The sequence below is a fragment of the Tritonibacter horizontis genome, assembly GCF_001518015.1.
GTDB lineage: Bacteria > Pseudomonadota > Alphaproteobacteria > Rhodobacterales > Rhodobacteraceae > Epibacterium > Epibacterium horizontis.
Window position 1 is genome coordinate 1 of record NZ_LPUY01000014.1, and the last position, 12019, is coordinate 12019.

Consider the following 12019-nt stretch of genomic DNA (forward strand, 5'->3'; position numbering starts at 1 on the left):
CCGAAGGCGCGGCCGCCGCCCCCCCGCGATGCGCAACGCGCAGCGCAAACCTGAAAGGTCGCCACCGGCAACCCGGTAACAATGACGCCACCTTGCGGCGCCAGCGCGCGCCTGACCGTTGTCCCGTCCGTCCGTCTGTCCGGCCGCCCGCCTAGCGCAGCGCGGCGCAGAAGTGCTGGATGCGGCTGCAGGCCTCCTTGAGCGTTTCATCCGCCGTGGCGTAGCTGACGCGAAAATTCGGCGACAGGCCAAAGGCGGCGCCAAAGACCACGGCGACATTGGCCTCTTCCAGCAGCGCGGTGGCAAAGGTCTCGTCATCGGTGATCCGGGTGCCGGCCGGCGTGGTCTTGCCGATCAGCCCGGCAATCGAGGGGTAGACGTAGAAGGCCCCTTCCGGCACCGGGCAGGTTATGCCGTCGATCTCGGACAGCATCGACACCACGAGGTTGCGGCGGCGCACGAAGATCTCGTTGTGGGTGGCGAGGAAATCCTGCGGGCCGGTCAGCGCCGCCAGCGCGGCATACTGGCTGATGGAACAGGGGTTCGAGGTCGATTGTGACTGCACCTTGCGCATGGCGGCGATCAGGGGGGCGGGGCCGGCCGCATAGCCGATGCGCCAGCCGGTCATTGCATAGGCCTTGGAGACGCCATTGCAGGTCAGGGTGCGCTCATAGAGCTGCGGTTCCACCTCGGCCGGGGTGGCGAATTTGAAATCGTCATAGGCGAGGTGTTCGTACATGTCGTCGGTCATCACCCAGACATGGGGATGGCGCATCAGCACCTCCGTCAGCGCCTTGAGTTCGGCATGCGAATAGCCGGCCCCGGTCGGGTTCGAGGGCGAATTGAAGATGAACCATTTGGTTTTCTCGGTGATCGCCGCCTCCAGCTGCTCCGGTGTCAGCTTGAAGCGGGTCTCCAGGCTGGCCTCGACCACGATAGGGGTGCCGCCGGCCAGCAGCACCATATCGGGGTAGCTGACCCAATAGGGGGCAGGGATGATCACCTCGTCGCCGGGGTTCAGGGTCGCCATGAGCGCGTTATAGAGCGTGTGCTTGCCGCCGGAGTTCACGGTGACCTGGGCGGGGGTGTAGTCCAGCCCGTTGTCGCGTTTGAACTTGTCGCAGATCGCCTGTTTCAGCTCCGGGATGCCGTCGACCGTGGTGTATTTGGTCTTCCCTTCTGCAATGGCGCGCACCGCGGCATCCTTGATGGATTGCGGCGTGTCGAAATCGGGCTCGCCCGCGCCCAGGCCGATCACGTCCCGCCCGGCCGCCTTCAGCTCGCTCGCCTTTTGGGTGACAGCCATGGTCGGCGAAGGCTTCACGCGCGAAAGTGTCGCAGAAAGAAAGGACATGTCGGACCTCGATTTGTATGTCATCTCCAAACCTCTTAGGGTGAGGCCAGACGGCAATCAAGTCATCCACGAAGGAGAGACCACATGACCGAGACCACGACCGATTGGTATGGCCCCGATGCAGCAACTTTCGGCGATCGCGTGGCGGCCGCGCGGGAAAGCGCAGGCATGTCCCAGGGCCAGTTGGCGCGGCGGATGGGGGTCAAGAAATCCACGCTGGTGGGCTGGGAACAGGACCTGTCGGAGCCACGGGCGAACAAGCTGTCGATGCTGTCGGGGTTGCTGAATGTGTCGATGAGCTGGCTGCTGACCGGCGAGGGCGACGACCTGTCGGCCCCGACCGAGGACACGCTGAGCGAGGACATGGCGGCGGTGGCGCGCGAGTTGCGCGGCCTGCGGGAGGATCTGCGGGCCCAGGCCGAGCGCGCCGGTCGCCTGGAAAAGACGCTGCGCCGTCTGGCCGCCGCACAGGAGCCCGCAGAATGACCGACGAAAGCAGAGAGATCCGGATCAAGCGGCTGACCATGCGGTCAATGCGACGGGGAATCAAGGAGATGGATATCCTGCTTGCCCGCTATGCGGAGGCGAATCTGCCGACGATGAGCGCCGAAAAAATGGATCTCTACGACCATCTTTTACGGGAAAATGACCAAGATCTTTACCAATGGGTAACGGGTCAGGCCCCGGCGCCAGAAGAATTTGGGGCCTTGGTGAACGAGATCTCTCGAACATACGGAAAATAAAAGGGAAATTCGGTTTAACGCATTTTCAGGAAATACCCGTCACATTTGTCATGAAGCAATTTCGATTCGGAGATGCTGAATGAGTATGGAACGACCAATCAGCCAGGTGGACCGCAAAGGGTTCATGACTGGCTACCTGGATGCACTTGCACTGGTGGAGCGCCTGCACCGCCTGCTGTTGGATGTAATCAAGGACGAGTTTGAACGGGTGGGTGTCCTTGACATCAACGCGGTTCAAGCTCTGTTGCTGTTTAACATCGGCGACAACGAAGTGACTGCAGGGGAGCTGAAATCCCGTGGCTACTATCAAGGTAGCAACGTCAGCTATAACCTGAAGAAGCTGGTGGAGATGGGCTATATGCACCATCAGCGCTGCGAGATCGACCGTCGGTCGGTGCGTGTGCGTCTGACCCCCCGGGGCCGGGAAATCCGCGACATTGTGGCGTCGCTGTTCTCTCGTCATGCGGAGGGCCTGGAGACCAAAGGCGTGATCAGCGCCGAAGGGATCGAGGATATCACCGGCTCGCTGAAACGTATGGAGCGCTACTGGTCTGACCAGATCCGCTACATCTATTAAAAACCGCTTTTACGGGCCTTGAGGTCCGGGAAGTACAAGACAGAATTTGCAAGCTCGCCCCAAAAGGCTCCGTCACTAAAAGGCAAAGTCACCGGACGATCCCGCAAAACTGTCAACCCTGTCCTCACCACCGCATGTTGCGGTCAGGTCGATGAGAGAGGGGCGGTTGCAGAAGCAACCGAGGCACTGCCGAAGCCGACAATATCGGCCATCTGTCAGTTTAGTGTACGTTAGACGTTGCAACCCTCATGTTACGGGATTGCTGCGACGGTGACCCCCTGGGGCACCCGACCAGCGCCGTAACGTGGTGCGTCAGTGTCTGCCCCGTACCCCGTGGGCGCGTTTCAGCCAAGAGCGCGAAACACGGCGATGATCTGGTCGGCCGAGGGTCTGGGTCCTTGGCCGGTCGCGTGCATCAGCATGATGCCGTCAATCAGCCCGGTACAGGCCTCCACCTGTGCCGGGCTGGTGTCGTTGAAATTCAGCTCCAGAAAGAATGCGATAGGCCGGCGGGTGGCGGCGCTGAGCCGATCACCGACCCCCGCCAGCGCCGGGTCGCGCCGCGCCGCGAGGGTCAGCTCCAGCCGCGCCAGATAGTGCGGTCGGGCGCCATCCGTATACCGCAGCACCTCGGCGCCGACAAAAGCCAGCCCAGCCTCGATCCCCCCCTGGGTGACGGCCTGCGCGAACCCGACCTGCAGATCGGCACAATCCTTGCTCAACAGATCTTCGAGATGGGTGGCCGCCGCCAGCAACAGCGCCGGTTTGCGCGGATAATGGTAGCTGGTGGAGCCCTGTGGCAGCCCGGCAGCGGTGTCGACCGCGCGATGGGTGACCCCCTTCAGCCCCTCGCGGGCCAGCAGGTCGATCACGGCGGTTTGAATGGCAGTCTTGCGATTGTCTGTGGACGTCATGGATGCTTCGTGCGTTTTGTTAATTACTACATATGTAGTGATTTCCGCGTCATACCTTGCACTCATCGCCACAGGAAACCAATATCATGGCCCATCCCGTTACGCGACTAAATCCCCCCAGCCTGCCGAATTCGACCGAAATCGGCTATTCCCAGATCTCTGTCGTGGAACCGGGGCGTATGGCCTTTGTCTCCGGTCAGGTGGCCTGGCACGCCGATGGCAGGCCAACGCCGGAGGGGCTGCCGGCCCAGATGGAGCTGGCCTGCGCCAATGCCGGCGCGGCGCTGGCCGCGCTCGGGGCCGGCCCGCAGGACATTGCGATTCTGCGCTGCTACATGACGGATCTGACGCCGGAGCGTCTGGGCGTTGCGATGCCGGTTCTGCAGGCCTTCCTTGCGGGGGCGAGCCCGAGCATCACCGGTATTGGTGTCGCTGCCCTGGCGGCACCGGAGCTGCAGGTGGAAATCGAACTGACCGTGCGGCTGCCGGACTGAGCCCCAGCCCCAGCGACACCGACTCTGAAACGCAGCAAAAAGCCCGCCCCCGGGATACGGGAGCGGGCGGACAATAGCGGGCGCGGTCTGGCAGCGCCAGCGCCGGTGGCGTTACCAGTGGCCGGTGTTTTCCATGCTGGCCCAGGGTTCGGCGGGTGCAAGCGCCTCGCCGGCCTGCAGCAGTTCGATCGAAATATTGTCGGGCGACCGGACAAAGGCCATATGGCCGTCGCGCGGCGGGCGATTGATCGTCACGCCGTTGTCCATCAGGTGCTGGCAGGTCTCGTAGATATTGTCGACCTCATAGGCGAGGTGGCCGAAATGGCGGCTGTCGGAGGGCAGCTCGTCATCGCCATCCCAGTTATAGGTCAGCTCGATTGGCGCCTCTTCCTGACCGGGAGGGGCGAGGAAGATGAGCGAGAAGCGACCGCCTTCGCTGTCCATGCGGCGCGTTTCCTTGAGGCCGAGCAGAGCGTAAAAGGCCATGGATTTTTCCAGATCCTTCACGCGGACCATCGTGTGCAAATACTTGAGCGGCATCGGAGTTCCTTTTTTTCAGCGACTGATTTTAATCGGCGTCGCGGCTCAACCTAAGCTGCGTTTCGCGAATGTCGAGAGGGCGCGGAGCAATCCGCTTGGATCTTGGGGTTCTGCGCGCTATCACCGGGGCAAACAGGAGGCCCGAACGATGCAGCAATACCACGCCGCCCTGCAGCATATCCTTGAGCATGGGATCAAGACGAGCGACCGCACCGGCACCGGCACGCTGTCCTGTTTCGGGATGCAGCAACGCTATGACCTGGCGGAGGGATTTCCGCTGGTGACGACCAAAAAGCTGCATCTGCGCTCGATCATTCATGAACTGTTGTGGTTCCTGTCGGGGGACACCAATATCCGCTACCTGAAGGACAACGGCGTTTCGATCTGGGATGAGTGGGCGGATGAAAACGGCGACCTTGGGCCGGTCTATGGCCACCAGTGGCGCCGCTTTCCCCGGCTGGAGCTGGCCGCGGGCACGCTGGGGGACGAACCCCTGTATCGGGCGGGCACGGTGGATCAGATCACCGAACTGGTAGAGATGATCCGCAACAGCCCCGACAGCCGCCGCCTGATTGTGTCAGCCTGGAACCCGGCGGATGTGCCGGAGATGGCGCTGCCGCCCTGTCATACCCTGTGGCAGGTGCGCATTCTGGGTGGCAAACTGCATCTGCAGCTTTACCAGCGCTCTGCCGATATGTTCCTGGGCGTGCCGTTCAACATCGCCTCTTATGCGCTGTTGTTGCAGATGCTGGCCCATGTGACCGGCTATGAGGCGGGGACCTTTGTGCACACGATGGGCGACGCGCATATCTATTCCAACCATATGGAGCAGGTTGAATTGCAGCTGTCCCGGACGCCAAAGCCGCTGCCCCAGATCCGGATCCGCCGCGCGGTTTCGTCGATCTTTGATTTCAAATACGAGGATTTCGAGGTCATCGGTTATGATCCCGATCCCTCGATCAAGGCGCCCGTCGCGGTCTGAGCGCGGGTAAAAACATGGCTGAGGCGGATCTGAAATGATTACATTGATCGTGGCACGGGCCCGCAACGGGGCCATCGGCAAGGACAATGACATTCCCTGGCACGCGCCGGAGGATCTGAAGGCCTTTCAGCGCGAGACCCTGGGCGGCGCCATCATCATGGGCCGAAATACCTGGGACTCGCTGCCGGTGAAGCCGTTGAAAAACCGGATGAACATCGTTGTCTCCTCGCGCCCGGATGCGGCAGAGACGGTCGCTCCCTCGATCGAGTCGGCGGTGCAGTTGGCCCACGATGCGGGCTATGGGCGCATTTACGGTATTGGCGGTGCCGGGATCTACAGCGGGATGCTGGCGATGGCGGACCGGTTGATGATCACTGAGGTCGATCTGGAGATCCCAGAGGCTGATGCCTATTTCCCGGAATTTGAGACCGCAGAGTGGCGTGTTGCCTATGAGCAGGAGTTGCGCCAGACCGCACCGGTCTGCGTCTTGCGGGAATATCTGCGCCGTCCGACCTGACCCTGTTTCGGGAGGCCAGCGGACAAAGACCGCCGCAGCTGTGGCAGGTGCACAAAGCGCGGTGCTGCGCCCAGTCCGCGCATCAGGGCCGGGCGCAGCGATGTTTGGGGGAAGGGCTCAGAGCGGGCGAATGTCGCCGGCCATCTGTCGGCCGTCTCGGCCTTCGCTCAGCTCATATCCCACTTTTTGGTTATCCGCCAGGCCGGTGAGGCCGGAGCGTTCCACGGCGGAGATGTGCACAAAAACATCCTTGCCGCCTTCGTCGGGTTCAATAAAACCATAGCCCTTGGTGGTGTTGAACCATTTCACGGTGCCACTTGGCATCTCCCGTGTCTCCTTCTTACTTGCACTTCACTTTAAGCAACCTCAAAGTACCTTTCACTCACACGCGCCGGACCCGCTTGGGCGACCCACGGACGACGGTGACCGAAGTCCTTGGTTAACAAGAACCGAAGTTAGTTTGGCATGAGGGTGCAAAAAATCAAAGAAAATCGGCGGAGATCTACCGGAAATTGTGTGAAATTTTGGTACGGAAGAAGAGGCAGCAATGAAACTTTATGGTTTGAAGGCCTGCGATACCTGTCGCAAGGCGCTGAAATCCTTGCCGGAAGCGGAGTTCGTGGACGTGCGCAAAACACCGGTTCCAACAGCGATCATGAAGCAGGCATTTGCTCAATTCCCGGACAAGTTGTTGAATAATCGTTCAACCACGTGGCGAGAATTGACCGCAGAGCAGCGTGAAAAACCTCCACTGGAGCTGCTGGAAAGCCACCCGACTCTGATGAAGCGACCGCTGATCGCGCATGAGGGACGGCTGTATCTGGGCTGGACCTCCGAGGTGAAATCCGCACTTGGCGTGAGCTGACCCGGCGGCGCTGCGGCCGGCCGGGTCATATCGGTGTCAACGGCGGCGCAGGACCGCATCCAGCGACAGCAGCCCGGCGCCCTTGGTCACCAGGATCGACAGCATCAGAACCCAGAGCAGGCGCTGATCGAGGATCACCCCGTCGGAAAACCGGTCGAACCAGGCCCCGAGGGTTTTGATGTCGGTGGCGCCGTGCCCGAAGACATCGGTCAGCGATTGCACCACGACGAACCCGATCATGCCAAGCGCGGCCAGGCGGGTGGCCAGGCCGATCACGATCAGCAGCGGCAAGATGAACTCGGCATAGGTCCCCGCCATCACCACGGCCCAGTGAAAGAGGCCCAGTTGGGAGGCGTCATAGCCTGCGGCCTCCAGCTGCTTGGGAAAGATCTGGCTGTAGGCGCCGATGGAGGGGGAGAACAGCCCGAACATCCCATCGCCCAGTTTGGTCAGGCCGGAGTTCCAGTAGTAGACCAGCAGCACGGCGGCAAAGCTGAAGCGGGCAAAGAGCGGCAGCAGCCGGTCGCCCGCGCGCGCGATCCGCGCGAACACGCGATCATAGAGTGAAATCAAGGTGTTCATCGGTCATCCTATTGCGAAAGGTCTATGAGGGCGGCGCCCTCGATCAGCAGCGCCAACGGGGCGCTCAGGTCGAAATCCGGCTGCATCCGGCTGGCGGTCTCGGTCGCCTGGGCGAGGGTTTCACCCGCCATCAGCGCCGCGATCCAGGTCGCGCCCCCCGGTGGCAGCAGATGCGGAACAGGGTCGTAGTCTGGCCGGGTGATCAGCACATCCTCGGCCCGGGCGTCGGGTTTCGGCGCGCCGTCAACGCTATTGTAGCGCCAGATCGAATGGATCGGCCATGGCGATTGCAGCAGCGCGACCGCGGGGGCAAACCGGAACCGGCTGGCCATCAGCGCCTCGGGCGCGCGCGTGTCCAGCATCTGGGGGTCGATCAGGGAGGTATCGGCAGCGTGATAGCTGCGGCGCAGCGCCAGTTCCAACTGGGCGACATCCGGCAGGTAGCCCAAATGGGACAGCTGGGCGAGATCCCGCAAAAAGGCGGGAAATTCGGCGCCGTAGTGCATCATCAGCGGCGAGCGGGGCGGGTGCGCGCGCAGGAAAAGTCCGGCAATGCCGTCCATGTTCTCTTGCCCCAGCAGCCGCGCGATGACCGGAAACCCTTTGTGGAGCGCCTCGGTCAGCGAGACGGCAACATTGTTTCGGTAAACGCTGAAGCGGCGGCCCGCCGGTTGGTTGGACCCATCCACAAGCCCCTCGGGCACCGGCAGCCGGGCATCGAGAACGGCGCGGGTGAAGTCCTGCTGGCGGGTCATTCGGTACGCGCCTGACCCTGGGCGGACAACTGCGCGGACAGCTGGGCCGGGGCCTCGGGTGAAATGCGGGCCAGGGCGGCTGCGGCGCGGGCCGCCTCGGCCTCCAGCACGGGCCAGTCGGGCACATCGGTGTCCCATTCCACCAGCGTCGGGCGCGCACCCGAGCGGGCCAAAGTATAGTCGAGAAGCGCCCAGACCGGGTCGACCACTTCGGCCCCATGGCTGTCGATCAGCAGCGGCGCCCCGTGCTCATCCTCGTCCTCGTCATGCCCGCCGAGGTGAATTTCACCCACCAGATCAAGCGGATATGCATCGATGTAGGCCTGCGGGCGATAGCCGAGGTTGGTGGCGGAAACAAAGACATTGTTGACATCCAGCAGCAGGCCGCAGCCGGTGCGCCGGGCGATTTCCTGCAAAAATGCGGGCTCGTCCCAGGTGCTCTCGGCGAAGGCGAGATAGCTGGAGGGGTTCTCCAGCAACATGGGGCGGGCCAGAACCTGCTGCACCTGGTCGATGTGATCACAGACCCGTGTCAGGGTCGCGTTGGTATAGGGCAGGGGCAAGAGGTCGTTGTAGAAATGGCTGTCATGGGTGGACCAGGCGAGATGCTCCGAAAAACTGGCCGGATTGAGCCAGCCCACCAGATGTTTCAGCCGGGCGAGGTGATCGGGATCAAGCGCCTCGGCGCCGCCGATCGAGAGGCCGACCCCATGCACCGAAATCGCAAATCGCTCTGCCAGGTGGCGCAGTTGTGCCAGCGGACGCCCGCCATCGCCCATGTAGTTCTCGGCGTGGATCTCCAGCCATTGGACGCAGCCCGCATCCGCCATGATCGCCTGGTAATGCTGCGGCTTGTAGCCGACGCCGGGCCGGGCGGGCAGGGCGGAGCGGTCAGGGGTGTCGAACATGGCGCACCTCATAGGCGAGTTTGCGGAGCATTCCAGCCCTGGCCGAGCTGAGCTGGCGGAACAGGTCAGCCGCTCCGGAGCGGCAACCGGGGGCGCAGGGCACCCGCCCCCGGCAAGGTCAGCGGGTTGATTTAGGCCGGCAGGTCCCGGTCAAGCGGTTCAAGGGAGCCGCTGCGTGCGGAGCCATCGGCCATGTCGGGCACGTCGATTTCCGTGCAGGTGCCGGCATCCACAAGGGTCCAGGCGTTGCCCTGGTAGTCGACGGTTGAGGTGCCCGCGCAGGTGGTGCCGGGGCCGGCAGCGCAGTCGTTCTGACCTGCTTCGGAAACGCCGTAGCATTTTTCCTTGGCCTGCGCGGCTGCCTGAGTGGTGGCGGCTGCGGTCAAGGCGGCGGCGACGGCGCTTGCAATAGCGAGGGTTTTCTTGGTGGTCGACATGGGCATGTCCTCCTGAATGATGAACGTCGTCTGGACTGACTATGACACCCTAGCCGTGTTTGCGGGCAGAAATAAACTCACGAGGCTGTGCCTCACGCGGGCGTCAGGCAGAGTTATCGCCAGATCCCACAGAACGGGGCGGCAGAGGGCCATTTTCAGCGGCTTGAAACAAAACGGCCCCCAAGAGGGAGCCGTTCGTTTCAAAACCGGGGCGAAATATTACAACAGGTCCGGCGGTGTCGCATCACGGGCGAGGGTTTCTGTAACATTGGCGAGGCTTTCGACCTTGGTCTGCTTTTCGCCGAGCCGGCGAACAGAAACGGTGCGCTCCTCCACTTCGCGGTGGCCGACGGCAAGAATGACCGGCACCTTGCCCACGGAATGTTCGCGGACCTTGTAGTTGATCTTCTCATTGCGGATGTCGGCCTCGGCCCGGACGCCGACGGCACGCAGGGTTTCCACGACCTCGTTCACGTAGTCATCCGCCTCGGAGGTGATGGAAGCCACCACCACCTGACGCGGCGCCAGCCAGAACGGCAGCTTGCCGGCGTGTTCCTCGATCAGGATGCCGATGAACCGTTCAAAGGAGCCCAAGGTGGCGCGGTGCAGCATGAAGGGGCGGTGCTTGGCTCCGTCCTGTCCGATATAGGTCGCATCCAGACGCTCCGGCAGGTTGGGGTCGACCTGCAGGGTACCGCATTGCCAGTTCCGGCCGATGGCGTCGGTCAGGGTGAATTCCAGTTTTGGACCATAAAAGGCGCCTTCGCCTTCAAGCAGTTCATAGTCATAGCCCGCCGCCTTGCAGGCATCGCCAAGCGCCTGTTCGACAAAATCCCAGCTCTCGTCGCTGCCGATGCGCTTTTCGGGGCGGGTCGACAGTTTGATGGTCCAGTCGTGAAATCCGAGGTCGGCGTAGATCTTGGACAGGAAGGCGATGAAGCGGGCAGTCTCTGACTCGATCTGATCTTCGGTACAGAAGATATGGCCGTCGTCCTGGGTGAAGCCACGGACCCGCATGATGCCATGCAGGGCGCCGGAGGGTTCATAGCGGTTGCAGGAGCCGAATTCCGCCATCCGCAGGGGCAGGTCGCGGTAGGATTTGAGACCCTGGTTGAAGACCTGGACGTGGCAGGGGCAGTTCATCGGCTTGAGCGCGTTGATGGCCTTCTCGCGGGCGTGTTCTTCGTCCACTTCGACGATGAACATATTCTCCTGGTATTTGTCCCAGTGGCCCGATGCTTCCCAGAGTTTGCGGTCCACAACCTGGGGGGTGTTGACCTCGACATAGCCGCCCTTGTCCTGCTGGCGGCGCATATAGTCCTGCAAGGTGGTGTAGACGCGCCAGCCGTTGGGGTGCCAGAAGACCTGGCCCGGGGCTTCTTCCTGCATGTGGAAGAGGTTCATTTCGCGGCCCAGCTTGCGGTGGTCGCGCTTGGCGGCCTCTTCCAGCATGGTCAGGTGAGCTTTCAGCTTTTCCTTGCCGGTGAAGGCAACGCCGTAGATCCGCTGCAGCATCTGGCGGCTGGAATCGCCGCGCCAGTAGGCCCCGGCGATGGACATCAGTTTGAAGGCATCGCCCGGCAGCTGACCGGTGTGCTGCAGGTGCGGACCGCGGCAGAGGTCCTGCCAGTCGCCGTGCCAGTACATGCGCAAGGGTTCGTCGCCGGGAATGGCGTCGATCAGCTCGACCTTATAGGGTTCGTTGTTGTCTGTGTAATGCTGGATCGCGCGGGCACGATCCCAGACTTCGGTGCGGACCGCGTCGCGCTTGTTGATGATCTCTTTCATCTTTTTTTCGATGGTGCCGAGATCTTCGGGAGTGAAAGGCTCCTTGCGGTCGAAATCGTAATACCAGCCGTTTTCAATCACCGGGCCGATGGTGACCTTGGTGTCGGGCCAGATCTCCTGCACGGCGCGGGCCATGACATGGGCGAGGTCGTGGCGGATCAGCTCATTGGCCTGCGCTTCGTCCTTCATGGTGTGAAGGGAGATGGCGGCATCGCTGTTGATCGGCCATTGCAGGTCCCAATGGGCGCCGTTCACAGTGGCGGAGATGGCTTTTTTCGCCAGAGAGGTGGAAATGGAGGCGGCGACCTCGGCCGGGGTGACACCCGCGTCGAAGCTGCGTGCGTTGCCATCGGGGAAGGTAAGGGAGACTTGGGCCATCTGCTGGCTCTCCTCGTCGGTTTGGCGCCCACAGAACGCCCGGTTGCGGGTTATATACGTTCCAGCTGTTTGGCGGAGGGGGCGGGGGAGGTCAAGCGGTTCGGGCGGAAAATGCAGCGCCGGGCGTGTCATGGTCTGGCCCGGTGGCGGGTTGGGATGGGGACGAGGGGCGCTGCCCCTCGCGC

Annotated in this window: 16 protein-coding genes; 7 read left to right on the top strand and 9 right to left on the bottom strand. The window is 62.4% G+C overall.

Translation table 11 applies throughout. The features are described 5' to 3' along the window. Window positions 1–151: 151 nt before the first annotated feature. Window positions 152–1354: a pyridoxal phosphate-dependent aminotransferase gene (locus tag TRIHO_RS03225; RefSeq protein WP_068240368.1), complete on the bottom strand. Its 1203-nt coding sequence runs from the start codon at window positions 1352–1354 to the stop codon at window positions 152–154. 84 nt (window positions 1355–1438) lie between these two features. Between TRIHO_RS03225 and TRIHO_RS03230 the strand changes: the two genes are divergently transcribed. From TRIHO_RS03230 to TRIHO_RS03240, 3 genes are all read left to right on the top strand, one after another. Continuing rightward, complete coding sequence (locus TRIHO_RS03230) at window positions 1439–1840, top strand: helix-turn-helix domain-containing protein (RefSeq protein WP_068240370.1); 402 nt, start codon at window positions 1439–1441, stop codon at window positions 1838–1840. Next, window positions 1837–2097 (top strand): succinate dehydrogenase assembly factor 2, encoded by a 261-nt coding sequence (locus TRIHO_RS03235; RefSeq protein WP_068240372.1) that lies wholly within the window; start codon window positions 1837–1839, stop codon window positions 2095–2097. Before TRIHO_RS03230 ends, TRIHO_RS03235 begins: the two co-directional genes overlap by 4 nt. Before the next feature lie 79 nt (window positions 2098–2176). Continuing rightward, window positions 2177–2674: a MarR family winged helix-turn-helix transcriptional regulator gene (locus TRIHO_RS03240; RefSeq protein ID WP_207498625.1), complete on the top strand. Its 498-nt coding sequence runs from the start codon at window positions 2177–2179 to the stop codon at window positions 2672–2674. Between the two features lie 344 nt (window positions 2675–3018). Here the strand turns inward: TRIHO_RS03240 and TRIHO_RS03245 are convergent, their stop codons facing one another. Beyond that, a complete protein-coding gene (locus TRIHO_RS03245) occupies window positions 3019–3588 on the bottom strand; it encodes a TetR/AcrR family transcriptional regulator (protein WP_068240375.1) in 570 nt (189 codons plus the stop codon). Between the two features lie 86 nt (window positions 3589–3674). Here TRIHO_RS03245 and TRIHO_RS03250 point away from each other — a divergent pair, with 86 nt between their 5' ends. After that, entirely contained in the window at window positions 3675–4082 is a 408-nt protein-coding gene (locus tag TRIHO_RS03250) for a RidA family protein (protein WP_068240376.1), read from the top strand. A 111-nt stretch (window positions 4083–4193) separates the two neighbouring features. Here TRIHO_RS03250 and TRIHO_RS03255 read toward each other — a convergent pair whose 3' ends face one another. After that, a complete protein-coding gene (locus TRIHO_RS03255) occupies window positions 4194–4622 on the bottom strand; it encodes a VOC family protein (protein ID WP_068240378.1) in 429 nt (142 codons plus the stop codon). 148 nt (window positions 4623–4770) lie between these two features. Between TRIHO_RS03255 and TRIHO_RS03260 the strand changes: the two genes are divergently transcribed. Together TRIHO_RS03260 and TRIHO_RS03265 are read left to right on the top strand one after the other, a co-directional pair. Then, window positions 4771–5604, top strand: a complete 834-nt coding sequence (locus tag TRIHO_RS03260) for a thymidylate synthase (RefSeq protein ID WP_068240380.1) — start codon at window positions 4771–4773, stop codon at window positions 5602–5604. A 34-nt stretch (window positions 5605–5638) separates the two neighbouring features. Next, entirely contained in the window at window positions 5639–6121 is a 483-nt protein-coding gene (locus TRIHO_RS03265) for a dihydrofolate reductase (protein ID WP_068240382.1), read from the top strand. 117 nt (window positions 6122–6238) lie between these two features. Here TRIHO_RS03265 and TRIHO_RS03270 read toward each other — a convergent pair whose 3' ends face one another. Beyond that, complete coding sequence (locus TRIHO_RS03270) at window positions 6239–6445, bottom strand: cold-shock protein (RefSeq protein WP_068240384.1); 207 nt, start codon at window positions 6443–6445, stop codon at window positions 6239–6241. A gap of 223 nt (window positions 6446–6668) precedes the next feature. Here TRIHO_RS03270 and TRIHO_RS03275 point away from each other — a divergent pair, with 223 nt between their 5' ends. Then, entirely contained in the window at window positions 6669–6986 is a 318-nt protein-coding gene (locus TRIHO_RS03275) for an ArsC/Spx/MgsR family protein (protein WP_068240386.1), read from the top strand. A gap of 36 nt (window positions 6987–7022) precedes the next feature. On the opposite strand, the gene TRIHO_RS03280 is transcribed toward TRIHO_RS03275, so the two are convergent. The 5 genes from TRIHO_RS03280 to thrS all read right to left on the bottom strand — a co-directional run bounded on the left by TRIHO_RS03280 (window position 7023) and on the right by thrS (window position 11834). Continuing rightward, window positions 7023–7568 (bottom strand): DoxX family protein, encoded by a 546-nt coding sequence (locus tag TRIHO_RS03280; RefSeq protein ID WP_068240387.1) that lies wholly within the window; start codon window positions 7566–7568, stop codon window positions 7023–7025. 8 nt (window positions 7569–7576) lie between these two features. Further along, entirely contained in the window at window positions 7577–8323 is a 747-nt protein-coding gene (locus TRIHO_RS03285) for an HvfC/BufC N-terminal domain-containing protein (protein WP_068240389.1), read from the bottom strand. Next, complete coding sequence (gene bufB / locus TRIHO_RS03290) at window positions 8320–9231, bottom strand: MNIO family bufferin maturase (RefSeq protein ID WP_082705005.1); 912 nt, start codon at window positions 9229–9231, stop codon at window positions 8320–8322. The genes TRIHO_RS03285 and bufB overlap by 4 nt, the downstream gene beginning before the upstream one ends. A gap of 131 nt (window positions 9232–9362) precedes the next feature. Then, window positions 9363–9668 (bottom strand): BufA1 family periplasmic bufferin-type metallophore, encoded by a 306-nt coding sequence (locus TRIHO_RS03295; RefSeq protein ID WP_068240391.1) that lies wholly within the window; start codon window positions 9666–9668, stop codon window positions 9363–9365. A gap of 219 nt (window positions 9669–9887) precedes the next feature. After that, window positions 9888–11834, bottom strand: coding sequence for a threonine--tRNA ligase (gene thrS / locus TRIHO_RS03300; RefSeq protein ID WP_068240392.1), 1947 nt, complete (start codon window positions 11832–11834; stop codon window positions 9888–9890). Between the last annotated feature and the right edge of the window lie 185 nt (window positions 11835–12019).